Annotated in this window: 21 protein-coding genes; 11 read left to right on the forward strand and 10 right to left on the reverse strand. The window is 27.8% G+C overall.

What is annotated here, in order from left to right:
• Both IHE43_RS21330 and IHE43_RS21335 read right to left on the reverse strand, forming a co-directional pair.
• Nucleotides 1-276 (reverse strand): hypothetical protein, encoded by a 276-nt coding sequence (locus IHE43_RS21330; protein ID WP_192185759.1) that lies wholly within the window; start codon nucleotides 274-276, stop codon nucleotides 1-3.
• Nucleotides 254-1,162: a hypothetical protein gene (locus tag IHE43_RS21335; RefSeq protein ID WP_192185760.1), complete on the reverse strand. Its 909-nt coding sequence runs from the start codon at nucleotides 1,160-1,162 to the stop codon at nucleotides 254-256. Before IHE43_RS21335 ends, IHE43_RS21330 begins: the two co-directional genes overlap by 23 nt.
• 343 nt (nucleotides 1,163-1,505) lie before the next feature.
• Between IHE43_RS21335 and IHE43_RS21340 the strand changes: the two genes are divergently transcribed.
• A complete protein-coding gene (locus tag IHE43_RS21340; protein WP_192185761.1) occupies nucleotides 1,506-5,168 on the forward strand; it encodes a hypothetical protein in 3,663 nt (1,220 codons plus the stop codon).
• 69 nt (nucleotides 5,169-5,237) lie between these two features.
• Here the strand turns inward: IHE43_RS21340 and IHE43_RS21345 are convergent, their stop codons facing one another.
• Both IHE43_RS21345 and IHE43_RS21350 read right to left on the reverse strand, forming a co-directional pair.
• On the reverse strand, nucleotides 5,238-7,439 hold the full coding sequence (locus IHE43_RS21345; protein WP_192185762.1) for a DEAD/DEAH box helicase: 2,202 nt from the start codon (nucleotides 7,437-7,439) through the stop codon (nucleotides 5,238-5,240).
• Nucleotides 7,439-8,377: a DUF1837 domain-containing protein gene (locus IHE43_RS21350; protein ID WP_192185763.1), complete on the reverse strand. Its 939-nt coding sequence runs from the start codon at nucleotides 8,375-8,377 to the stop codon at nucleotides 7,439-7,441. The genes IHE43_RS21345 and IHE43_RS21350 overlap by 1 nt, the downstream gene beginning before the upstream one ends.
• Before the next feature lie 503 nt (nucleotides 8,378-8,880).
• Between IHE43_RS21350 and IHE43_RS21355 the strand changes: the two genes are divergently transcribed.
• Together IHE43_RS21355 and IHE43_RS21360 are read left to right on the forward strand one after the other, a co-directional pair.
• Nucleotides 8,881-9,312, forward strand: coding sequence for a hypothetical protein (locus IHE43_RS21355; RefSeq protein WP_192185764.1), 432 nt, complete (start codon nucleotides 8,881-8,883; stop codon nucleotides 9,310-9,312).
• Between the two features lie 77 nt (nucleotides 9,313-9,389).
• Nucleotides 9,390-9,824 (forward strand): JAB domain-containing protein, encoded by a 435-nt coding sequence (locus IHE43_RS21360; protein WP_192185765.1) that lies wholly within the window; start codon nucleotides 9,390-9,392, stop codon nucleotides 9,822-9,824.
• A gap of 129 nt (nucleotides 9,825-9,953) precedes the next feature.
• On the opposite strand, the gene IHE43_RS21365 is transcribed toward IHE43_RS21360, so the two are convergent.
• Entirely contained in the window at nucleotides 9,954-10,190 is a 237-nt protein-coding gene (locus tag IHE43_RS21365) for a helix-turn-helix domain-containing protein (protein WP_192185766.1), read from the reverse strand.
• An 82-nt stretch (nucleotides 10,191-10,272) separates the two neighbouring features.
• Here IHE43_RS21365 and IHE43_RS21370 point away from each other — a divergent pair, with 82 nt between their 5' ends.
• The 4 genes from IHE43_RS21370 to IHE43_RS21385 all read left to right on the forward strand — a co-directional run bounded on the left by IHE43_RS21370 (nucleotide 10,273) and on the right by IHE43_RS21385 (nucleotide 12,555).
• Nucleotides 10,273-10,911, forward strand: a complete 639-nt coding sequence (locus IHE43_RS21370) for a hypothetical protein (RefSeq protein WP_192185767.1) — start codon at nucleotides 10,273-10,275, stop codon at nucleotides 10,909-10,911.
• On the forward strand, nucleotides 10,908-11,399 hold the full coding sequence (locus IHE43_RS21375; RefSeq protein ID WP_192185768.1) for a hypothetical protein: 492 nt from the start codon (nucleotides 10,908-10,910) through the stop codon (nucleotides 11,397-11,399). The genes IHE43_RS21370 and IHE43_RS21375 overlap by 4 nt, the downstream gene beginning before the upstream one ends.
• A gap of 21 nt (nucleotides 11,400-11,420) precedes the next feature.
• Entirely contained in the window at nucleotides 11,421-11,858 is a 438-nt protein-coding gene (locus IHE43_RS21380) for a DUF2846 domain-containing protein (RefSeq protein WP_192185769.1), read from the forward strand.
• 442 nt (nucleotides 11,859-12,300) lie between these two features.
• Nucleotides 12,301-12,555, forward strand: coding sequence for a GIY-YIG nuclease family protein (locus tag IHE43_RS21385; RefSeq protein ID WP_192185770.1), 255 nt, complete (start codon nucleotides 12,301-12,303; stop codon nucleotides 12,553-12,555).
• Between the two features lie 277 nt (nucleotides 12,556-12,832).
• Here the strand turns inward: IHE43_RS21385 and IHE43_RS21390 are convergent, their stop codons facing one another.
• The 5 genes from IHE43_RS21390 to IHE43_RS21410 form a co-directional block, all read right to left on the reverse strand.
• Nucleotides 12,833-15,022: a peptidase domain-containing ABC transporter gene (locus IHE43_RS21390; protein WP_192185771.1), complete on the reverse strand. Its 2,190-nt coding sequence runs from the start codon at nucleotides 15,020-15,022 to the stop codon at nucleotides 12,833-12,835.
• On the reverse strand, nucleotides 15,019-16,011 hold the full coding sequence (locus IHE43_RS21395; RefSeq protein ID WP_192185772.1) for a hypothetical protein: 993 nt from the start codon (nucleotides 16,009-16,011) through the stop codon (nucleotides 15,019-15,021). The genes IHE43_RS21390 and IHE43_RS21395 overlap by 4 nt, the downstream gene beginning before the upstream one ends.
• 1 nt (nucleotide 16,012) lies before the next feature.
• A complete protein-coding gene (locus IHE43_RS21400) occupies nucleotides 16,013-17,368 on the reverse strand; it encodes a radical SAM/SPASM domain-containing protein (RefSeq protein WP_192185773.1) in 1,356 nt (451 codons plus the stop codon).
• Between the two features lie 55 nt (nucleotides 17,369-17,423).
• Complete coding sequence (locus IHE43_RS21405) at nucleotides 17,424-17,591, reverse strand: hypothetical protein (RefSeq protein ID WP_192185774.1); 168 nt, start codon at nucleotides 17,589-17,591, stop codon at nucleotides 17,424-17,426.
• A 149-nt stretch (nucleotides 17,592-17,740) separates the two neighbouring features.
• Complete coding sequence (locus IHE43_RS21410; RefSeq protein ID WP_192185775.1) at nucleotides 17,741-20,128, reverse strand: TonB-dependent receptor; 2,388 nt, start codon at nucleotides 20,126-20,128, stop codon at nucleotides 17,741-17,743.
• Nucleotides 20,129-20,374: 246 nt separating this feature from the next.
• Here IHE43_RS21410 and IHE43_RS21415 point away from each other — a divergent pair, with 246 nt between their 5' ends.
• The 4 genes from IHE43_RS21415 (at nucleotide 20,375) to IHE43_RS21430 (ending at nucleotide 26,363) form a co-directional block, all read left to right on the forward strand.
• Nucleotides 20,375-22,099, forward strand: coding sequence for an AraC family transcriptional regulator (locus IHE43_RS21415; protein WP_192185776.1), 1,725 nt, complete (start codon nucleotides 20,375-20,377; stop codon nucleotides 22,097-22,099).
• 133 nt (nucleotides 22,100-22,232) lie between these two features.
• Nucleotides 22,233-22,379, forward strand: coding sequence for a hypothetical protein (locus IHE43_RS21420; RefSeq protein WP_192185777.1), 147 nt, complete (start codon nucleotides 22,233-22,235; stop codon nucleotides 22,377-22,379).
• A gap of 85 nt (nucleotides 22,380-22,464) precedes the next feature.
• A complete protein-coding gene (locus IHE43_RS21425; RefSeq protein ID WP_192185778.1) occupies nucleotides 22,465-24,156 on the forward strand; it encodes a S8 family peptidase in 1,692 nt (563 codons plus the stop codon).
• Nucleotides 24,156-26,363, forward strand: coding sequence for a lantibiotic dehydratase family protein (locus tag IHE43_RS21430; protein ID WP_192185779.1), 2,208 nt, complete (start codon nucleotides 24,156-24,158; stop codon nucleotides 26,361-26,363). Before IHE43_RS21425 ends, IHE43_RS21430 begins: the two co-directional genes overlap by 1 nt.
• Nucleotides 26,364-26,365 lie beyond the last annotated feature (2 nt).

Raw genomic sequence — 26,365 nt, forward strand, 5'->3', positions numbered from 1 at the left:
TTAAAAGAGATCAAAAAGAGATTTTTTATTTCTCTCTTTATTATTCTCTTGCGCTTCTTGATGGAGCTTAGCCTCAATCTGTTTGAGGTTATTCAAGTCATCAACATCAAAAAAATGGACGACAGTGTCATTAATATTTCTTTGAATTTTATGCCTTTCTTGAAGGGTTAGATCTTTGGAAGAAATAGCTATTCTATAAACCGCATTTTCATCATTTGATGAAATAAATTCAATATTCTTGAATTTATCTAAACTAAGCTTGTTGTTTTTCGCCATGTTCTGATAGTTTAAATTGATTTCTAGCTTTTATAATATCATAAATTGCATCTGCAACACCTTTTACAATTTCTATTTCATATTTAGTATCAAATGCATTTTCTTTTATAGAATCAATACAAATGAAACCCACGCAATTATGTTTTTGATGATCCAAATTGGTTGGTACTATAGGAAATACAAGCTCACTGTTGTAAGGAAGTATTTGATCCGTATGAAGTGCCATGCTTGTATTATCATAATTTCTTGAATTATTAACACTGTTATTTACGTAAGCCTTTGATGTATTGTTAGATGATACTTTATTAAGGCAAAATGTAAAAGCTGTATTACCTAATAATGTGTGTTTAGTTTCAGTATAAGCTATTGTATCTCGTGAAGAATGTTCACTATCTCTAACTAAATTCATAACTAGAGTTTCATTATTCCATTCACTGGCAATAGGAACTTTTATTGAAACTGCGCATTCGTCTTTAACTATGTCAGTAAAAATAATTTTTAAATTATTGCATAAAAGAATCATTGCTTTCAAAAATTCTGTATCATCATGAGTATTCTTTTTTCTATACTCATTTAATGAAGCAGAACATTCATTTAGTAATATTATTGCATTACCATAAATTGAATTTGTGTAAACTTCATGAAAATATTTCAAACTCTCTTTCACAAAAATCAATCCCCATCTAACTAAAAAGATGAATAATAGAAGTACAACTCCAAAAATTAGTGATGTCTGAAATTTTAATCCTAAAAACTTTTCTCCTATTAATAATGTTCCGCCAACTGATCCAACACTAGATAAAAAAAACTTCCAAACAGTCCACTTTAAACTGAGTTTAAAACTTCTACTTAAAATAGATGTAATTTCTGAGAAATTAAACGTCATACAATATTTATTTTAACAATATTTTAGCAAGTATAACGCTTTTTATTACAATTCATAATAAATTTAGGCAATTAAATGTTAAGGTATATATTTTTTACGAATTATTTATGCTTATTTATTTAATTATAAGGATTTTAAGTTTTTTTTCAATGTGCAAACCATAAATAACTTAGCACTTTCAAAATTTAGTGAGGATTAGAAACTTTAAAGTAAGAGTAATTTTATATTAAACAGATTTGCTTACTATTGAATTGTGAAGAACCCAATTTTTTTAATTAGAGGTTGGATTTAATTAATAAAAATCTTAATAATTATATTACTATTTTTGTAAAAACCATATATAATGAAAAAGAGTTTTAAATACAATATCCTGATTAAGATAAATCTATACATAAAGAAAATAATTAATGAACTAGAAAAAGAAAATAATAAAAGTCAAATAAATAAGTTTGAAGCCTTAACTCCTACTGACAATGCAACTGATAAAGAATTTTACTTTGTTGCCCTTAAAGAAGCCTTATTGAATGATGATGTAAAAAATATTGCATTAACAGGAACATATGGTTCAGGAAAGAGCAGTATTATTAAAACATTTCAAAAAAATTATGATGAGTATGAATATTTAAATATTTCTTTAGCATCCTTTAAAGATAAGATTGAGCCAAAAAATGATCAAAATGAAGAAAATTTAAACCGGTTAATTGAATTAAGTATACTTCAACAGATTTTTTATAAAGAAAAGCATGATGAAATTCCTGATTCCAGGTTTAAAAGGATTAAGAATATCAGCAAAAAGAAAGTTTTACTTAATTCATTTCTATTTTTAATTTGGTGTTTATCAATTGCATATCTGTTTAAACATCAACAAGTAGGTAAAGATTTTTCAGAGTTAAATACAATTTTACAAAGCCCTTATCTTAAATATACATTCTTAATAATAAGCTTATTAGGATTGTATTTCATAGCTATTAAGCTTGTTAGAATATTTAATAATTCAAAACTTAACAAATTAAATATCCAAAGTGCAGATATTGAAATTGGAGATAATAATGATAAATCAATATTAAATCATCACTTGGATGAGATACTTTACTTTTTTGAAGTTACTAAGTATGATACAGTTGTGATAGAAGATTTGGATAGATTTAATGATACAGAAATATTTACCAAGTTAAGAGAATTAAACAATTTGATAAATGGATCTAAACAAATTGGAAGAAAGATAGTTTTCTTATATGCAATTAGAGATAACATGTTTCAAGATAAAGATAGAACCAAGTTTTTTGATTTTATTATTCCGGTAATACCAATAATTAATCCATCAAATTCAAATGAGATTATAAAAAACAAACTTTTAAAATTAAATTCTAAAAGCATTCCAAGTGAAGATTTTATAGATGATGTTTCTATCTTTATTGAAGATATGAGATTACTTATAAATATCTGTAATGAATACTCACTCTACAAAGATAATCTAGGTGAAAAATTAAATCAAAATAATCTGTTTGCTATAATTATTTACAAAAATTTATGCCCTGATGATTTTGCTGAATTGCATAATGGAAAGGGCAATATCTATAAATTGATTACAGATAAACCAAACTATATAAAAGATAAAATAGTAAATATTGACAAATCATTACTTGAATGTAGAACGCAAATAAAAAATATTGAAAATGAAAAAATTGCTGATATTGATGAATTAAAAGCCATCTATATACAAGAATTTAGAAAACAAAGGCCAGAAGCATTATCAATAAAATTGAATAACATAGATTATGATTTTACAAAGTTGTTTGATGAAGATGCTTTTGAATTATTAAGAACGCAGACAAAGTTAAAATACATATTTTTAAGCAACTATAATTATAATGCAAATTTATTTCAAAAGTCTGAAAATACTATTGACTTTTCATTTGAAAAAATTGAAAATGCAGTTAATGAAAAACATACTTATGATGAAAGGGAGCAACTAATCATTGATAAGGAAGAAAGCAAAATTAATAAGCTAAAACAGGAAATTGAAAAGTTAAATATTGAAAAAAGCGAAATCAAAACTTGGTCATTAAGACAGGTTCTTAATTCTATAGGTGTAGCAAGTATTTTTTCAACAATTGAAATAAAAAATAAAAAACTCATTTCTTATTTATTAGCAAATGGTTTTATTGATGAAAATTACTATGACTACATTTCATATTTTCATGAAGGTAGTATAACAAAACAAGATTGGGAATTTTTACAAAATGTAAAAAGTCAAATGAGTACTGAATTTGATTACAAATTAGTTAAACCCGATAATTTGATAAAGAAAATAACGGATAAAGAATTTGATAGAGAGATAATTTTAAATTTCAATTTATTAGATTATTTGTTAAAAAATAAATCAAATAATTCCAACAGGATTGAATCCATATTTAAGCTATTATCAAATGGTAGTGAAAATACATTTAATTTCATAAAAGGATATATAGATAGTGGAGAAAATGAACAGGAGTTTATTAAACAAATCTGTAATAGTTGGAAAGGATTTTGGGGCTTTATAGAAGAAGAAAGTTTATTTACAGATGAAAAAAAGGATGAATACTTAAAATTGATATTAAAATATTCACACATTGAAGATATTAAAATGCAGAGTAAGAATTCTAAATTAGTTGAGTATTTAAATTCTAAAGATAATTTTTTAAGCTTTATAAATAATGAGCAACCACTAGATGAAATTGAAAAAATCATTATTGAACTCAATATAAAATTAGTTACTATTGAAAATCCAAGTATTAATGAAGAATTGTTTATGATCATATATAACAATAATTCATATTTAATAAACAATAAAAACATCACAACAATTTTAAAACACTTTAAACAAGATATTTCTCAAATTGAAGTTGCAAACTACACTACAATTCAAAACTCTGATTGCAAAGAACTTAAGAGTTATATTGAAGAAAAAATTGATTTTTATTTAACTGAGGTATCATTAAAACTTCCTAATAATAATTTAGAAAGTGAAGATGATTATATTGATTTACTTAACAATACTGATATTTCAACAAAAAAAATTATAGCATTAATTACTAAAATTAAAACATTAATAACTGATATTACTTCAATCAAAGTTGCTAGTGTTTCAAAAACTCTTTTGAGTGAATCTAAAATTAAACCTGAATGGAATAATTTGTATAAGTATTTTCAAGCTAATGACAAGAAACTGGATGATGCATTAGTAATTTTTTTAAACCATAAGGACAATTATGAAAAGCTTTCTAAAACTATGATAAGTGTTAGTAAAGGGGAAGATTATCCTATATTTAGGGAGCATATTTTACTTTGCAATGAGATAAGTGATGAATCCTATTCAAACATAATTAAAAGTGTATATTTTAGCAGAGACAAACTTGCATTTGAAAATTTATCTGCCTCTAAAGCAAAAGACCTTGTAAAATTTATTCTAACTCTTACAGTTGAAAATTATAATCTTTTAAGAGAACATTTTGAAAACCTCCACATTGAATTACTTTGTAAAAAACCAGAAACTTATATTACTGATTTTGAAAAATACGAGATAGATAATATGGATTTATTGTCATTACTAAATTCAAGTTCATTTTCAGTTAAACAAAAAATAGAGATTATTTTAAAAGTTGATAATAGTTTAATATTTGAAAAAGTGGGCACTTCTGAGAAAGTTTGCGAAATACTTTCAGAAACTTCAAAATTAGAAATTGAGTATGAATTCATTAAAAATCTATTTTCTAAATCAAAACATATTAGTAATAGGCTGAAAATCTTCAATATTTATTTCAAATATTTTTCAAAGTTAAATATTGATGAGTTGCTAAGTTTAATGCCAACACCATTTTCAACAATAACCAAGAAGGGTAAAAGACCAGAAATTGGAAAATCAGTCATTGAAATTGAATTTGCAAAAAACCTAAAGAATTTTGGCTATATATCTTCAATTAAGGAATCTGAAAACAATTTAAAAATTAATACTAAGCTAAAGTAATTTAGTTCATTTTAACCTACTAAAATCCTTACTCAACACGATCTTTTACAATAATTTTATTTGCAGACATTAATTATTGATTAGCTTATTTCTTTCATAATTAATAAATATGGGGTTTTCATAAATTTTGTCTTCTTTAATCCTCTTAATAACCTCATCTTGTGACAGATGAGGAGGTAATAGTTTTTCTAATTTTCTAATTGCAGAACTTGGAACACCAAATTCAGCCAATATAGTTAAATTATCTGCTAAAAAATCATTTTCAATTAAACTTGAAAAATAACTGTAGTTACCAGAACGCAAACCTTTTTCATTGCAAACAAACTCTTGCAATGAGTTTATAACTGCTAACCATTTAGGGACTTTATACTCAAACCAGTGTTTAAGTGTTTGGAAACTCTGCATAATAGCATCATCTCTCACTTCTTCATCACTTTTCATCTGATTGATATTTAATTTTCTTAGGTAACTATAAGTATTTTCAACCAAATTCCAAATACTTTGATTATACCCATAAATTTGAGTTACTGTTATTAATCCTCTTAAAGTCATTTGTCCTCCAGTTTCACTTTCTTTTCTTAGATTATTCCAAGCAAGTTCTAAAACATAACTCAATTGTTCTTTATTTGGATATCTATTCCATGCTATAATGTTATATTTTGAAATTATATCATTCCTCAATTGTTCAATAATACTTCTTTGGCCCGATACATGAACACCGTTATTTTTAATAACTTCTTTTTCTGAATATGGGATATCAACAATTGATTTGTATTGGTCACTATAAATATCTTTTACTTCATCTTGATCTAAATTTATCAAAATTTCATCAGATATTGGATTTTGTTCAAAAAAGGGTATATCAATAATTATTTGTGTGTTTTTAGGAATAGGATTAAAATTATAGATATTTCCTTTGTAATGAATCATTAGTCTTCCTGCTCTGCCTTTTATGTTTGAGTAGTCAAAAAAATCAATTGCTGTATTTCTTCCTTTAGTTGAATCGTAAAAAATAATATTTTTAGCGCTTGTATTAACCCCTTCAATGATAGTTGTTGTACAAAATAAAAAATTTAAAAATTCATTATTAAAATAATCTATTATTGACGTTGTTATATGTTTTTGCAAAGCTCCATCATGGATGCCAATTTTATTATTTAGCAACTTTATTAAACTCCAATTTTCCGAAATATTTTCTTTAATCCATTCAATTATATCTAAAGTAACATCTGATTCTAACTCTCCATTTTCAATTAAATATTTACAAAATTTCATGGATAATGATCTTACTCTGTTTGGAGAGGAACAATATATTATGGTTTGTTCATTCTTTTTTGAAATCAATAAATCAAATAGGGTTTTTTCCTTAAATTCTACAGCTTCTTTGTAGCCCTTTTTTAGATGATGGGTAGTTTTCTCAAAAATCTCCTTGTTAGGAGTGTAATAGTCAAAGACCTTTGTGTCAACTAAACTCGATTTAGTAACATAAAAAATTGCATTGTACTTTTCAACAAATCCATCTGAAATACCATCTATATTAGGTCCAAGTAAATAAAATTTAGAATTAAATTTTTTAATAATATAATGGAATGCATTATTTAGAGAATCAGCTCTTTCGTCATCTCTATTAGTACTTAGCTTATAAAATTCATCAATAATTAAAAAATCAATATTTGGAAAACTCTTATATTCATTAACTCTTTCAGCAGTAAATAAAAATAAATTTCCTTTATCAATGCTGGCTTCTTGAGAAGTTCTAACTATGATTTTATAGAATTCATCATATTTTAAAAGTTTTCTTCTTGTCTCATCTAAAAGAGCTAAAGTAGGCTGTATTATAATAATATTTTTAAATTTTCTCGAGGCAACAAATTCTTCAATAAGAAGACTTTTCCCAAAACTTGTAGGTGCACTAACAATAACATTTTTTTCAGAATTCAATAAAGACAATAAATGCTTTTGATCTTCATGTAAAAATTTATCTACATTGTTAGAATAATGATATTCCTTTCTTATTAACGAATCTGTAGATTCTAGACTCAAATTCTCTTTTTTAAGATATGGATAAAATCCAACAGCTTCAACTAAATCGCTTAATATTAAATCTAATTTTTTATCAAATTTATTCCTGTTGTTAAGAACATTGATTATTATTTTTTGAGCTTTTTGCTCATCTTCAACTATGAACTGAGAGCACAATTTATAAACCTCAAATGTTTCCTCTAGATTAAATGAGTCTTTTATTTCGATATTTTCAATAAGTTCTTCCATTATTCAGATAAAGCTTGAAGCAGAGATAATTTTTTATGCAGTCCTTTGACCAAATCAACTTTATTTTGTACTGGAAAAAGAATTAAAATTATATTTAATTTTGTTTTGAGTGGATGGTTATGATTATTATCAAAATATTCTTTTAATTCTCTCATTTGATTGATATAAGCATCAATAAACTCTGCTGATGTTTCATCATCGTAATCAGAAAAAAGATTAGAATTAAAGGTACATAAAAGAGGTATATTAATTGTGTCCAATTGATCAATCAGTTTTGTTGATTTAGACATTAAATCAATCCAATAATCTTTTTCAGGTATATTATCAAAGTGTTTAATTTTCTTTGAAATAATAAGGAATTCTGAATTCAAGTAATCACTTTTAAAATGCTCATCGATATCTTTAATTAAAGCTTTTATTCCTCTTTTACCATCTAAATATAATTTTGATTCCCCTAACCAAAGAGTTTTTGTTTCTTCTTGAATATGTACAGCATCAAAACCGTGCACAGTATGACCAAACGAATCTTTAAAATAAATTTTAGAAAGTAATGGGGTTGTTTTATGAAAATCTCTCAATAGTAGATGCAATATTAATTCCCCAAACTCACCCCGTCTTAAATACTTATCATTTACATCATCATCAATACTACTATTTATATCACATAAATCTTTTATTTTTTGAAAAGAATCAATTTTGTAAATTGATTTTGCAGCTTCTGAAAGTTTAGATAAAATCTCTGTATTAGGAGTTTCTGTACCTTCATGATAACCAAATGCAAATTCATGTATAACATCTGTTAATTTCTCAATTAAAGATTTTATTCTATATTCTTTTATTCCTTTATCATTTATATCAAATCCAACTAAAAAAGTACTAAGTTCCACCTCATTGATTTTATGAGATATGATTTTTTCAGAATTAAATGGTGTTGCCATAATTGAAAATAATTAAGCTTACAATAAAGTATTTTTTTAAAATTATTAAGAAATACCTCTTAATAAACAAATGTATCAATTATTTAATATTGAATACAGGTATAAATACCTATTCTACTAACAAAAAAAAATAAAAAAAAATTAGATGCAACAACTTTACTCAAGCGTATTCCACCTCAAAAAGAGCACCGCCACTTTGTAGCAATTTAAATATCCCCCAACTTGTTTGTAGGGAAAATAAAAAATTGCCCGAATAATATATTATTGTACTATGCACACACTGCACTTTTATGGTCAGTATAGTAAGTATAATCATGTCACATATGATTTTAGGTTTATTTCTATTCTATGCTTATTCTGCACTCAAGAGTACTAAGTTTACTTTGCTATTTATGTCAGGTTCCATTCAAGTGTCTTAATTCATCTAATTATCTCACTAAATACCCTCACTTATTCTGAGCAATGACATATTTATTGCTCTGATTTAAATGATGTTTTAAATCATGAATTCTCAACTCAAAAATAAAAACATGGTAAGAATTGTAAACTATCAAAAAAGACAAACAGAGGAAGGCAAACCATTCTTTGTATTAGAAATCCAAAGTGGAATTGAAATGGTATTAAGTACTAAAACTGGTCAATACTATGCCACAGCCAAAAGAGCAAATATTTCTTCAACATTTGATGAAGAAACCTGCAAAGCTTTATTAGGTACTGATATGCCAGGGAATATTAGAAAAATGGATTCCGAGCCTTACGAATATACTGTAAGAGAAACAGGGGAAATCATAATGTTAACACATAGATATGTGTATCAACCAGAGATAAATAATCCTATTCCCACTAGTTCCAAAGGAGAGTCATTTGAAAGTGACTTTGCTACTAAAATAGAAACATTTTCTAGAAATGGTCATTTAGCTAGTATGTCAATCTGATTAAACTAATTTAAAGTGTCCCTTTTTGTATTATACTATATATGCTCAGTTACAAAAAAGGACACTTTTCATTCATTATGGAAGTAGCAGAAATAAAAGTTTCCTATTCAAATAATAATCTTGAAAGGATAAAAGTAACAAATAGCCAAATTTTGTATTATCTGGTTTTGAAGCAGTGGGATTTAGACCTAATAGAATTTCAAGAAGAAGTAAAAATTGTACTTCTTAATAGAGCTAATATAGTCCTAGGACTATATGAAATGTCCAAGGGAGGTACGTCAGGAACTGTTGTAGATATTAAAATAATTCTTGGTATAGCGTTAAAATGTAATGCCTCGAGTATTGTAATAGCTCATAATCATCCAAGTGGGAGTTTGGAACCTAGTGAGCCTGATAAATCAATTACAAAAAAACTTAAAGAAGCTTGCAAATTATTAGACTTAAACCTCCTAGACCATTTAATTATTACCAGACAAGGGTATTATAGCTTTAGTGATAATCTACTATTATAAACTCCTAGGACATATGGAAATGTTGAGGTCTTACTATAAAGTAAAAGTGTATGCGTGTTATTACTTGATTGTATTTAATATAAAATGCACTTTTTACTTTTATACAATACATATATAAATAGCCAAATTTTATACTGTAGGAGGTTCAAATTTAACGAGCTCTTCTAATGGTACTTCTAAAGCTTGGCTTATTCTGTACAAAGTATAAATGGTAGGATTAGTTCTCCCTGATTCAATTCTTGAAATATTGGTAGTGTCAATATCTCCTTCAATTTGACCTACTAAGTCAACTTGAGACAAACCTTTGCTTAATCTTAAGGTTTGAATTCTTTTACCAACATTTTTAAGTAAATCTGACTTTTCCACACTTGACATATTTGACAAGTCAAATCAAGTGGTTATATTTGTTTTAATTAATGCCATATATGGCAACTTTAAAAACTTACATATGGGAAGATGGGAATACAAACTTCAGCATCAAAAACATCAAGATTACTATGAGATAATGAAAGACCATTTGGGAATTGAGCCTGAATTTCGAGATCTGATTAGTTATAGAATTATAGCAACATCAGAAAGTGAGGTTAAAAAGTGTTTTGAGTATTATAAAGAAGGATGGGCATTATTAGGCAAAGACACATCAAATTATTCCGAAGTTTATGATGAGTTTTTTAATGTAGAAGAATCTAGATATGTCATGAGCACTGAAGAAATCTTAAAAGCAAATGATAATATCGTAGAGCATGCTAGAGACTCAAATTTAGTAGTAGATAATAGAAAACAAAATATTATTCATTTTGATATTGATGAAGAGGATACAAAACCAAAAACACTTAGATGTATTAAGTGTAATAAGCTGTTTAATACTATAAGTAATAACACATGTAATAGCTGTAAAAAGGAAGAAGATAATTTTAAATGGTTTAATCCTTTTTCATTTAATGGAGCTTTGTATCTAGGAATTGCAGGAACAGTTATTTACATAATTTACAACAATGTATCAATTTCTTATAGTGGTTTTCTAATTTTAGGAGGATTGGCACTTTTTGCTTTTCTGTATTTTCAAGATAACTATAAAAAGAAATGAGATATCAAACCTATATTCAAGAACTTCTAAGTTTGTCACCAATACTTCATATAGAATATGTTCAATTGTGGCTAATAAAACATGAGAATGAATTTCATAATGCTATAAATGATAGTCATTGCAGAAAATGGGATAAGTGGATGAGTAATAATGAAAAACCATTTCCATGTGTATGTAATATTAGACAACAAGATTGCATGTTTATTGAAGCTTATTATAAATTAAATAATGCTTATGATTTATATAAAAAACAGCAATATCTTATAATAGGTCTAGTTCCTCAATATCAATCAATAAAGAATAATAAAGCAAAGCTTAAGACATTTAATGCCAATCTTAATGCGCTAGGACTCAACTTGCCTTTTGACTCTGAAATAGTAATTAGCCTAAGCCCTGAGCCTTACAAGAAAATAGTACTCCAACTTAATGAGAAAGAGTTTACGGATGTTATAGAATTTCAAGAACTTTTATCAAACATAATAATCTAATAATTAATCAAAACAGAATCTATGAAGAAAATAATTACTCTTTCAATCTTAAGCTTATTGCTTATTTCTTGTGCTTCAACAAAACAATATAAAAAATTTACAGCAACAGATCAAATATCACAAGACAAAGCAAGAATATACCTAATCCGAACTGGTAATTTTGGAGGTTTTATAAAGTTTGATGTATATCAAAACACCAAGGATAATCTAATTGGTGCAGTTGGTCCAAAAAGCTATTTATGCTTTGATTCTCCAATTGGAGAAAATAAAATTATAGTAAAAGCTGAATCTGAAAAAATCTACACCATAAATGCTGTAGCTGGAAAAACTTATTATTTGAGATTAGTTCCCAAAATGGGAGTAAATAAAGCAAGAGTAAACTTTGAGTTATTAAGCAATGAAGAAGGTATAAAGGAAGCTAGAAAATTAAAGTCTCCAAAAATGTATTACACTGAATAACTAAAGTAATAACAGAGTAACGTTAAATAAAATTCTTTACAAATTTAAACATGAAAATGAACTTATTTTAGAGTATGAAATATTATAGCAATAAATAGATTTGAGGTTTCAGATTATAAATTTATACTAATCTTTAAGTGCTAGTGCCACAGGTAAATTGAAATAATAAGAGTGTTTTACGAATAAAAAGGTATACAAATAGGCATACATAAATTGTCAAACCTTGTAAAGTACTGATATCAAAGCCTAAAGTGTCACAGGTTCGAGTCCTGTTCCCGCTACTAAGAGAAAAAGCTTCAGAGAAATCTGGAGCTTTTTTTGTTTAATCTAGGTCGCGCTCATATCCGCCACGGCGGACACAGGTTCGAGTCCTGTTCCCGCTACTAAGACAAAAACACCACTTGAAAAAGTTGGTGTTTTTTGTTTTATAGCAATTTGTATTATGGAAGAATTTGTCGTTTATGTTCTCTTTTCTGAAAAATTCAATAAAAATTACACGGGATATACTTCTAATTTAATTGAAAGATTCAAGTCGCATAACTGTCTAGACAAAAAAGGACACACTTTAAAATTCAGACCTTGGAAAGTCATTCATGTTGAATTTTTCAATAATAAATCTGACGCTATGAAAAGAGAGAAATATTTAAAAACCGGAGTAGGAAGAGAATCTATTCAAAATATTATCCGAAACTTATAAATAGTCGGGCTCATATCCGCCGAGGCGGACACAGGTTCGAGTCCTGTTCCCGCTACAAAAAAAAAATTAGAAGCCTAATATATCAAGATTTATCAGGCTCTTTTTTGTGTTTCGGTAAATTTTGTATCAATTCCTTAAAAAATTTAAACCCTGCATTTTCAAGGAAATTTGGTTCGAGCCCTGTTAAGTTAGACTAATTCATAATAAAAGAGCAGGAACCTAAAGTCAAATCCGAAACGGTCAAGTATATTCTATATATAATAACTTACTGATAATTTTAATTCCCTAATTCCAATTGATTCTTAACTAAATTAAAGTAAGCAGCCTTATTATAAACCAATTTCGAATGATTTCCCTGCTCTACGATTTCACCATTTTTTAATACTATAATATTATCGGCATTCTTTACGGTACTTAAACGATGTGCAATAATAATGACCGTTTTTCCTTTAAAAAATTCTTGCAAATTATCATGTATAATTTTTTCATTTTCCGCATCAAGTGCAGATGTTGCCTCATCAAAGAAAATATATTGAGGATTTTTATAAATTGCCCGAGCAATTAAAATACGCTGTTTTTGACCACCGGAAATTCCATTTCCCGAAGCACCTATTTTAGTATTATATCCAAGCGGCAATCCTTCAATAAAATTTTCAATATTAGCAATTTCAACTGCCTTTTTCATTTTTTCTTTATCAATATTTTCTTCACCCGTTGCAATATTTCTTTCAATAGTATCTGAAAAAATAAATCCATCCTGCATGACAACACCACTATTTTCGCGCAAGCTTTTAGCAGAAATATCCCTAACATTTTCTGAATTAAATGATAATCCTCCTTTTGTTGGTTCGTAAAATTTCAATAATAATTTTAATAAAGTAGTTTTTCCACTTCCGCTTGCGCCGACAATAGCTGTAATTTGACCTTCAGGAATGACAAAATCAATATCTTTTAGTACATATGGGGATTTAGGCCCCTCGTACTGAAAACTTAAATTTATTCCTCTAATTCCGGATCTAACTGGATTATTATTATTTATTTTTAGTAAATTATCATCTCCCTCCTCTTTAGGATGATTTTGTACTTCATTTAATCTTTCTAAACTTAAACGTGCATCCTGAAAAGATCGAAAAAAACTAACGAGTTGATTTATTGGGCTATTCATTTGCCCAACAATGTAAGATACACTTAAAAGTTGTCCTAAAGTCATTTGCCCTTTTATAACAAAAGACGCAGCTAAAAAAGTGACCAAAATATTTTTAAATTGATTTAAAAACTCAAAGCCTGACAACTGAAATTGGTTTAATTTTAAAATTCTGATATTTATTTTAAATAATTTCCTTTGAATTTCTTCCCATTCTTTTCGTTTGAAATCTTCAAACTGATTTAATTTCATTTCAGTTACTCCATTGATGATTTCCAAAATAGATTCCTGATTTTGACTTCGTTGCTGAAAATGAAAATAATCCAGAATTTTTCTCTTTTTGAGCCAATAGAATGACCAGCTAATAGAAATTATTGTTAGCACTAAATAAACCGTTAAAATTACAGCGTCATAATACCATAAAACTCCAAAAAACACTAAAAATGTGATCATTGAAAAAAAAGTAACTAAACTTTGAGAGGTCAAAAAATTCTCAATACGTTCATTATCCTGTATGCGCTGATTAAAGTCGCCGGTCATTTTAGTATCAAAAAACTTTATTGGTAATTGCAATAATTTCTTTAAAAAATCAGATATAATGTTAATACTTATTTTTGTTCCTATATAAAGCATTAACCAATTACGAATTATTTCGATCGTTATGGATCCAAAAAATAAACCAAGTTGAGCTAATAAAATAAGTGATATCAGATTTAAGTTTTTCTTGCTTACACCATTATCAATAAGACTTTGAGTTAGAAAAGGAAAAACTAAAGTTAAGGCACTACCTAAAAACAGCATTACGAAAAGCCAGATTACTTGCTTTTTGTATGGTTTTAAGTAATTTAAAATATATTTAATATCTAATTTTTCTTCTTTTGGGGGATCTAATTTATAGAATTCCTCTGTTGGTTCAAGAAGCAAAGCAATACCACTATCTTCATCAGATAGCCAGGGTTTTGCAAATTTTTCTTCATTTAATACTATAAGACCATGACCTGGATCAGCAATTTTGTAAGATTTTTTTCCTGTAAATCTATTGGTTTTTATTTTTTCCAAAACCACAAAATGATTTTGATTCCAATGAAGAATGCAAGGCAAAGGCATTTCATCGAGTTTCTCAATAGACAATTTGGCTGTAAGAGTTTCAAACCCTATTTTGGTTGCAGCCTCTCCAATTCCCAACAAAGAAACTCCTTCACGGGTAATAAAAGAGTTATCCCTTAAATACTGTAAAGGGTATTTTTTTTTGTAAATACCTGCCACCATGGTCAAGCAGGCAGGACCGCAATCCATTTGATCTTTTTGAGGAGTAAAAATCATTTAAACTCTATTTTATTAACTTTTTGAATCTTCTCTACTAGATTTTTATCCTGAATTAAATCTATAAAAGAGTTTAATAGTAACTTTACATTTTGTATTGATTCTTCCGTTTTTAGATATAGAAAGCTCTTGTTTAAAAGTGTTTGTAAAATATAAATTTTAAAAAAGATAAATTTATAATCCTTTGCAACAACAGTTTTTAGAAGAGGGACAATATTTAAAGAATTTTTGTCCATCAAGCAAACTAAAGCTAACCAATCTTTAATGTATTTATGTTCGCTGTTGGCATCTACCTGATTTAAAGAATTACAGAATGCATTAAAATCAAACAACTCTGAATTAGTTATAATTTGGTTTAATAAAAATTCCGAAAAAATCTGCACCAGCATTTCTTCCTTATATTCAATTTTAGTTTGATCTAATATCACCTTTCTCAAATTGTAAGATTTTTTTACCGGTTCTGTTTTTAAAAGAATATGTGTTATTATATCAACATTCAAATTATTATACTGTTCTGTTTGATTACTTTTTTGAAATATTCTAATTATATTATGAATCTGCTGAATCTTAGCGGCATAAATATCAGGATATTCTTTTTCAATGATTTCAATATTTTCAATAGCCAAAAGCAAAAAATCTAAAGCTTTTTTATTATCATTATCCTTATAAATTCTAAAAGCTAAATTTGGGTATATATATACGTTCAAATATAATTTAGCTCTTTCGCTTAAATCAGAATAATTTAACGTATCAAGGCCTTTTTTATAGTAAAAGTCAGCCTTTGACAATCTGTTTTGTTTGCATTCATTTAAGGCTTTTGCATAATAACTCCATATTAATTGAATATCCATCCTTTCTGTCAATTCAAATTGATCAAAAACAAAAGAAGTAAACAAATCATCAAAATTTATACTACTAAACTGATTATCGATATAATAATCAGTTTCTAAAATATTTGATAATGCTAAAGAGATGTCGTTTGTGGTCATTTTATACTGTTTCTAAAGTATTATTATCTTCCTGAATTAAAAAATTGGCAAGCATTAGCCTGTCTTCAATATTTAATTTCATACTAGGACATGGAGGCACTCCATCTTTCCACGACTTAGGACATCTCCCTCCGCACAATGGCAAAATTTTACAAGTGGTACACCAATAACCATTATCCTTATCCTGAATTTCATCGTACCATTTAGTATAAGGTCTGTCATCGTATTCTTTAATCTCAGAAAAACTATTTTTTAAATCACCTATTTCGTATTCTTTGCCATACATTGGTACAAGAGGAATTTCGGTACAATTAAAAATCTTTCCATTAGGATCTATTAATTCATAATTTGGAGTAACTGCAGAGCATACAATATCTCTTGTTTGTGGTATAGATTGAATTTCGAATCCTACCTCGTGAAGTTTTAATAAATAATCGATTTCATTAACTGCATATTCTTCTTTGTTATTAGTTAAATGTGCATCATTCCCCCAGCTGTAAACAGGAGCTGTGTAGAAAACAACTTTGTTTTGCAAATTATTTTCTGCCAGTAATTCTATTAACGGAATTACACCATCTTTGTTGGTGTCATCTACGTTGCATCGTATTTTAATAAAACATCCATTAATTGGATAATCTTTTAAACTTGTAATTGCCAGAATATTATTAAATATTAAATCAAATGTATCTTCTTTTGTTTTTGTATCTCTTCTGGTATCATGAAACTCTTTTACACCATCGAGAGTAATTTCCATAGAAGTACAATTAAAATCATTTGCTAATTCTTCATAAACATTACTTTTAAGCGAGAGTCCGTTTGTAACTATATGAGATCTGTAAATCGCATTGTTACTTGCTGCAATCTTTTTGGCAAAATTATTTACGACTCTCATTTTATTTAGCGCCATAAGTGGTTCACCTCCAAACCAGCTTATACGAAATTCCGAAAAAGTTTTTTTACTAAATAAATGAGTTAATCTCTTTTCTATTAAATCGACAGTATCATCTTCTAATTTTTTCTTAGAATGAACTTGCCCACAATAAGAGCAACCTAATTGGCAATTTGCAGAGCTCATTACGGTAACATGTAAATAACCATCTTCTGCTGTAGAATCTAATTTTGCCTTCTCACAAAACTCGCTTAATTCGTTTAAATTTTTAGGTACAATAATTTCAGCGATAATTAAATTATTAACTATATCTAAAGGAATTTTATCAAAGGCCTCTTCTTTTAAAAGGTCAATAATTTTTTTGTCGAGATTGTAAGCTTTTGAAGTTTTCGTTCCATAAATAACACAGATATCTGTATTAGGAATAGGATCTGTAATAATAGTATAATAGGATAATTTATATTTCATGATAATTTAGATTTTAATTTTAGGGGATAGGCTTTCACCTATCCCCCAATTATAATTAAGAAGTTACTCTTGGATTACAACCTGATCCATTACAAGCTGATCCATTACTTGGAGGAACTGCACCACCAACAACTTTTCTCAAAGAATCGTTTAGTTCAATAATTTCGAAAGATGTAGTGTTTTTTAAACCTGAAAGTTTATTTTTTAAATTTGAATTTTTCATTTTATTAATGTTTTTCAATTGTTAGATAATTTAAAAGAACTTTTCTCTTAAATAGGTTAATTAATTTGCTTGCAAGCGAGGATATTTAAACTTCTTTTCTCTTTTCATTGGCCACTGAAAAAATACTTAGAGAATTAAATCAACTATTATTATTTTCCGGCTCTGCTTTTCTCGTCTTGATTTCCTAGATCACGACTATTTACAGAGATATTATTATTTCCAAAACTATATTTTACAGCTATTCTAAAATATCTCTCATCATAATAATTTTTAGAAAGTTGTTTAACACCGTCGGTTACGGATGCATATTGAGGTTTATTGCTTCTAAAAACATCATACGCGTTGGCTGAAATTTGTAGCTTCTTGTTAAGTGACAGTATTTTAAATCCAAAATCTAAAGAAGAATAATCACTAATTGTATATATTCCAGACATAGTAGGATAATAATACATATAGCTTACCTCTGCAAAAATTGTTTTGTCCTTATTTAAGGTTATTGTATTGGTAGTTAAAAAATTAGCACCCGAGCCTGAAAATTTAGGCTGAACATAATTTGATTTTGAGTTGGTTTCACTATAGTACACGGTTAAATTTGCAAAACAGCTCCACCAGCTAAAAAGATTATAAGTTATCGATTCATCTAAACCTATATCGTTCTGATCAAAATAGTTAAGTCTAATAAATTTTTGAATTTTATTTCCGTCAATCTCTTCAAAAGTTGCCAACTGACCAAAGCCATTCTGTATTTTTGATATATATATACTGCTATTTAAGTAATTATTATAAGAATGAGAAATCTGAAAATTATTTGTAAAAGAGGGCTGTAGAAATGGATTTCCTTCAGCATACTGATTTGAATTATCGTACCATCGAAACGGGTTCATTTCCCAATACGAAGGCCTTCCTACTCTTCTGCTATAACTTAAATTAAACACATTTTTATCATCAAATTGATAGGATACATAAGCACTTGGGAAAAATTTCGTGTAACTATTTTTATTAACCTGATTTTGCATTTCAGCATTTCCATTAGTCTGTGTAGTTTCCATCCGAAGTCCAAATTTTGATTCCCATTTTTTGCCCATCTTTTTACCAGCGGAAAAATATAAAGCCTGAGTATTCTCTTTGTAATTAAATATATTACTTTGTGAAGCATCCAAAACTGCATCTCCAGATGTTAAATCATAAAATGATGCATCACTATAATTATTTATAAAACTAATTTTACTCCCAAATGATAAATCTGCAAATTCATAAGGCAATTCAAAATCAATTTTTGCTGAATAATTACTAATATCCTGATTACTAATATTATTTCCAACAAAAGAAGGATTCTGTAAAATATTGTTATTGTATGAATTAAATCGTTTGTCCTTATCTTCTTTAAAAGTAAAGTAATCTAAATCTATAGAGAATTTTTTCCCTAACGTGTCAATAATCGTTGTTGAATTAATATTTATTGATGTGTTGTTATTATGCTTAATATCATTACCATTTGTATTAATTTCATACATATAATCATCTGAAATAGCATTCTTTATTGTTGCTTTATTGGAGTTCTTTTTAGATAATTTTCCAGAGCCTCCTAAAACTTGTAAACCTATATCAGTTTTTTTAGTAAGCTTATAATTCAAATTCAGAGAAGAATTTAAAAAAGTATAAGATGGTTTATTATTATTAATAGAATTCCACAGTTCTTCTGGATAATAGAAAGTTAAATTTTCATTATCTCGTGCACTTCCTTTTCTATAACTTGCATCAAATAATATGCTTAACTTATTTTTGTTATACGAAAAGTTACTTCCAAAACTACCGGCCGGATAGGTTTGTTGAGCATATGAGCTACGTAAAGACGCATTCCATCTATTTATTTGAACTTTTTTTAATTGAATGTTTAATATCCCACTATTACCTTCTGCATCATACTTTGCGGGTGGTGTAGAAATAACTTCGATACTTTTAATATTATCTGAAGGAATTGATTTTAAATAATTAATTAAATCATCTCCTGAAAGCTGTATTACTCTATCATTAATCATTACAGACATAGCACTTTTACCAATCATTTTTATCGAATTGTTTTGCACTTTTATTCCTGGGGTTACTTTTAAAGCATCAATTGCATCACCTCCTATTGCAGAAATAGAGTTCTCTACATTAAAAACCAATCGATCTACCTTTCGAACTATTATCTTTTTTTGAGTCTTTATTACTACTTCGGTTAGTTTTTCTTCTTTTGTGACTATTTTAATAAAACCCAAATCCATGTTTTTAATGACATTTATTTTTTGTTCCCATAAAATATTTCCCATCTGTTTTATTTGTAAAAGGTAGTCACCCGCTTCTGCAACTAATGTAAAATCGCCATTACTAGTAGTCATTTCACTTTTTATTGCAATCGAATCTTTATCTATCAGCAAAATCTCAACAAGTTCTACAGGATTATTTTTAGTATCGATTACTTTTCCTTTTACTGTTATTTGCGCAAACAATGAAGAGCTATAAAACAGGGCAGCAGCAAGTATTATTCTTATCATTCTAAATATTAAAATTTATTCCCTTTTTATTTTTGATTTTCTGAAACCAAAACTAGACTAGTAAACTAAGTATAACAAAATATTGCTATCGGGATTCCTGAATTCAGACTTGGTTTTCCTGAATCTTGGGATTTTAAAGAAGATAAACAACTGAAAAACAATTAGTTGATTTTTTATAAGAAAAATCGCTGTTTTAAATTAAAAGTTTATTGCTTTTACTGTATTTTTGCTAAAAGCCGAATATCAATGACCTATTTACAATGGAATAAAATTCTTTTTTTACTCCTAACTTCATTTTCATTATTAGCACAATCTCAAAAAAAGAATCTCTCCCAATTTTCTTATGATGAATTACATGATTTGTATTTTGCAAATCCGAACAATCAGGAATTACAATTACAATGTGCGAGAGCATATCTAACTAAAGCTAATAAAGAAAATATAACTATCAGAAAAGCAAAAGCAAATTATCAATTTGCACTTTTGTATTACGATAAAAATCCTAATAAGGCTATTGCATATTTAGACAGTGTAATAAAATATTCATTAAACACTAATGATAAATATTTTCCGGCTTCTGCCTATTGTGAAAAGGCCGATTTGCTTAAAAGACAATTTAAATTTAAAGAGGCAATGGCTAATTATAATTTAGCTGAAAAAGTTGCACTTAAAACTAATACGGATTTCTATTATAATGTTTTAAACTTTATTGGTACTACAAAATCAGAAGATTTAGGAGAATATAATGAAGCTTTGGCTTTGTATAAAAAATGCTATAATTTTTATAAAACAAAAGACGTAAGATCTTCTCAATACTCTTATTATTATCAGGATATAATCTTTGGCATTGCTGATTGCTATAAATCACTTAAAAATACAGACTCAACTGCTTATTATAATAAATTAGGTTATAATGAATCAAAAAGTACAAAAAATACAAAATATCAATATCTTTTTATTCTTAACGAAGGCGCCAATCAATTGCTAAAAAAGAACTACAAAGCTGCAAAAGATAGCATAAATAAAGCATTACCAGAAATAATTACTAGTAATGATACCGGTAACATACTGGCCTCATACTATTATTTAGGAAAAACATACGATGGTTTGGGAGATAAAGAAACAGCTTCAAAAAACTTTATCAAAGTAGATTCAATTTATAAAAAAAACAAAGAAATTAGTACTGAATTTATTGAAGGTTATCCTTATTTAATTAATTTTTACAAAAACAAAGGAGATAAAGAAAATCAGCTAAAATATATAACTGTATATATGGAAATTGATAGCATTCTTGAGAAAAATTATAAAGAATTTAATGCAATAGTCAGAGAAGAATATGATACTCCACACTTGTTTTTAGAAAAAGAAGAGCTTATACGATCCTTGAAAAATGATAAACAAAAATCATATTGGGGTATATCTACTCTTTTATTAGTTTCTATTTCTATTGGCTGTTTTGGAATTTATCAACAGAAACAAAAAAACAAATACAGATTCAGATTCGAAAAACTTATAAATCAAAAAGAGATATCAAATAAGATTTCAATAAATAATACACAAAATGAAGTTGAAATTGAAAACGTTAGTAAAACAGAAATTGGTATTGCTGACGAATTGGTCAAACAAATTTTAGAAAAACTAGATCGTTTCGAATATAAAAAAGAATATCTCCAGGCCAATATAAGTATACAAACACTTTCTGCTACATTTAAAACAAATAGTAAGTACATTTCAAAAATTATAAATACATATAAAGACAAAACATTTATTCAGTACATTAATGATTTACGAATTGAACATGGTATTGAGGTCCTAAAAAAGAATCCAAAACTTCGAAAATATACTATTCACGCTCTTGCTAGTGAATTTGGGTTTAATAATGCTGAATCATTTTCGACAGTATTTTTCAAAAAAACAGGTATTAAACCTTCCTATTTTATCAAAGAACTAGAAAAACTAGAAAATAAATAAAATCAATGTTTTACACTGTCTAAAAGATCGGAATTCCCGAATTCCGACAAGTAAAACCAAGTGTTTTGATTGAATAATTGAAAGAGGATATAAATTTGCGTTTCATATTAAACAAATAAATTTAAAAAAAACTATGAAAAACAAAAAAAAACAGCCAAGCGAAAAATTTAATCTGGAAAAATTTGAAGTAGCAAAATTAAAGAACATGCGTATGATAGTTGGAGGTGATGACCCAGTTGATACGAATCATAAAGCTGGGGGTTCTACCGCACAATGCTAATAAGCATTTAAAAAAATTAAACACCTCTATAAAAGATATAGCATAAATTAATCTTTTATAGGGGTAATTAAATATAATTCCTAAAATGAAAACATTTTATCTTTTCTCTTTTCTAATTATCATTTTTATAGGATGTAAGTCCGCCAATCAACCAAATACCGTTTTGGAATCATCTCCTGTAACAGAAGCTAATGATGCATGGTATCAAAAGGATTTCCACCAAGATAATGTGCCTGGTATTTCTTTAGACAAGTGGTATTTTCAAAACAAAAAGAAAGCAAAAAATAAAAATATTATTGTTGCCGTAATTGACACGCAAATTGATTTAAATCATGAAGATTTACAAGGAATAATCTGGAAAAATCTAAAAGAGATTCCTGATAATGGTATCGATGATGACCATAATGGCTATATAGATGATTGTAACGGCTGGAGTTTTACCGGAACAAAAAGCGGTGCCTATGTGGTATGGAACCAATATGAGTATGTTCGTATCGTACAAGAATGGGGCAAATTATTTAAAGACAAAAATGAGTCTCAAATAGATCCTAAAGATTTATATAAATACAAAGAATATCAAAGAGCATTAAAAACATTCGAACAAAAAAATAAATACTACACCAATTGGCTGAAATCATTGAGACACGCTGTTTCAATTTATCCTGTAGTAAAAGACACTTTAAAATATTTTTTCCCAAAAGAAAATTATACATATAAACAATTAGACAGTATGTATAAAAAATACAAGATTAATGATAAAAAATATCGTCAGATGCGGGATGACAATGATAAAGATCTTGGCGCACTTATATATTATATGATGGTTTGTCTTGAAGTTGATGAAAAAACTTATGATGAGGTAAAAGACAGAGAAACTCAGCTTGATTCTGTTGTTAATAAAAATTTGAATGTAAATTACAATGAGCGACTTTCGATAGGTGATAACCCAAGCGTTCTTGAAACAGGATACGGCAATAATAAAGTTTGTAATACCGTAAAAGGTATTAGAACCATTCAAGATCATAATACAATGGTATCTGGTATTATTAGCGCAAACAGAAATAATAATAAAGGGATAAAAGGTATTACAGAGAATGTAAAAATTATGCCTTTGAATATTTCTCCTTCGGGTGATGAAAATGACAAGGATATTGCCATGGCAATACGATATGCTGTTGATAATGGAGCGAAAATAATTAATATGTCTTTTGGAAAAGAGTTCTCAATGCATAAAGATTGGGTATCAGATGCGTTTAAATATGCTGAAGACCACAATGTTCTTCTTGTACATAGTGCCGGAAATAGCAGCCAAAATGTAGATGAAAACAAAAGTTTTCCTAATGACCTCAATTATGATGATTCTAAAGAAATATTTGACAACTTCATTAATGTGGGATCTACAACTCAAAAATTAGATAAAACATTTGTGTCTGATTTTTCTAATTACGGTAAACAAAACGTAGATTTATTTGCTCCTGGGGATGAAATTTACACCACAGGTGCGGGTAATATATACAAAACAGAATCCGGCACTTCTTTTTCGGCTCCAATGGTTGTAGGAACCGCTGCACTAATCTGGTCTTATTACCCTAAACTTACCGTAAAAGAGGTTAAACAAATTATTTTGGATTCAGGGACATCATATAATATGGAAGTTATTATTCCAGGAACGACCGATAAAAAAATTGCATTCTCTGAATTATCTAAATCAGGAAAAGTTTTAAATGTATATAATGCTATGCAACTCGCAGAGAAAGTAATTAAACTTAAAAAGTAATGGTCAATTATAAAATTGAACCTTTTTCGCAATATATTTTAAGAACACCTTTATTTCCAATAACATTCTATAGCGATCTGACAGACAATTATTCTGAAGAAAAATTGTTGCATCAATTGCAAAATAAATACGTTCGGGAAGCTATTAGCTTAGCTTCTCCGGAATTACTTGCTGCTTTAGATAAATGGAAATTGGATCCGATAAAAATATCTGATAAAAAGAAACACAACTTAGAACTCAGCTTCCTTAAATATTTAGCCCGAATGTCCGCACGTTGCACTCCTTTTGGCTTATTTAGTGGTTGTGGTGTGGGCAAAATAACTTCTCAAACTCATATTGTACTTGAAGATCCGGAAATGTATTCTCGACATACTCAATTTGATATGCAATTTTGGGTCGCTTTGTTACAAGATTTTGCAAACAAAAAAGAGGTTATTCCTTATCTTAAATATTTTCCAAATAATTCAATTTACGCTTTGGGTGATTTTTATAGATATGTTGAATATAAATATGTAGAAACAAAAAGAGAGCATAATTTATCAGCAATTAGAAAGTCTGATTTATTGAATTTGATTTTAACGAAAAGTAAATCAGGATTAACTATTTATGAAATGTCCGTTATGTTGGCTGATGACGATTCAGAATTAGATGATGCTTTAGAATATATAACTCACCTTATTGATTTTCAGTTTTTAGTAAGTGAACTCGATGCTACCGTAACCGAAAAAAATGAATGGGAAAGAGTTTTTACTATTCTAAATCAAATTCCAGGTTTAAGTTCAACATCTGCACTTTTACAAAAAATAAAAGAACAGCTTTCAGACTTAGATTCTAACCTTACTCCTTCTCTAAAAAAACAGCAACTAATTCTAAAAGAGATTAATAAATTAGAAGTTAAGTATCATGATAAGTATCTTTTTCAAACCGATTTGTACACATTTACAACTGAAAATGAATTAAATAATGTTATATCTAAAAAAGTGCTTCAGGCTATTCGTTTTTTAAATGGCATTCAAAAACCCAATAAACTTGATAATCAGGTTCGTTTTATTAAGGCTTTTAATAAAAGATATGAATTTGAAGAAATGCCGCTAACCACCGTTCTCGATACAGAAACAGGGATTGGCTATGTACAAAATCAGGAAATGAATGATACACACGAACTCTTGGATAAATTTTCTTTTAACAATAAATCTTTGAAAGAAAGCAAACCGAGGACGGAATTTGATTTTATTTTAGAATATAAACTGAAAGAAGCGATCTTAAATGGCGAAACTGTATTGTCGTTTTTTGATGAAGATTTTCCTGAATTTGATGCTAACTGGAAAAATACTCCTTCGACTTTTTCAGTTATAATAGAATGCATAAAAAAAGATGAAAAAGAAATTATTTCAATTGAGCCATCAGGCAATATAAGCGCAGCAAAACTGCTTGGCCGTTTTTGCAATGGAAATACATTAATTCACGGTTTAACTAATGAAATTATCGAAAAAGAAAATGAATATTATTCCGATAAAATTCTTGCAGAAATAGTTCATATTCCAGAATCCAGAACCGGAAACATATTAAAAAGACCTGCGCTAAGAGATTATGAAATTACTTATTTATCAAATTCCGGAGTAGATAAAGATTTTCAAATTGGTTTGGATGATTTAATGATTTCTATAAAAAACAATACAATTGTTTTACGTTCGAAAAAACTCAAAAAAGAGGTTATTCCTTGTTTGTCTAATGCGCATAATTACGCTCACAAATCATTGCCTATTTATCATTTTTTAGCTGATTTACAATCACAAAATTTAAAACCAATTTATAACTTTTCTTGGGGAGTTTTAGAAACTCAATATCAATATTTTCCAAGAGTTATATACAAAGATATTATACTTTCGAAAGCAAAATGGCATCTAACAAAAAATGAAATAGAACCTTTTTATCTTATCGATGCCTCTTCTCTATTTGTACTATTTACTGAATGGAGAATAAAGAAAAACATTCCTCGGTTTGCCAACTGGGTTCATTTTGACAATACTCTTTTACTCGATTTTGAACAAGAAATTGGAGTGCGCGTATTTTTAAAATCAGTACATAAATTCAGTAACATTATTTTAGAAGAATTTTTATTTACAGAAGAATCAATTGTTAAAAATAAAAATGGAGATTACTTCTCAAATCAAATCATAATGTCATTTTACAAAAAACAAATATAGAA

Origin of the sequence: Flavobacterium sp. MDT1-60, assembly GCF_014844035.1 — a bacterium.
Taxonomy (GTDB): Bacteria; Bacteroidota; Bacteroidia; order Flavobacteriales; family Flavobacteriaceae; genus Flavobacterium.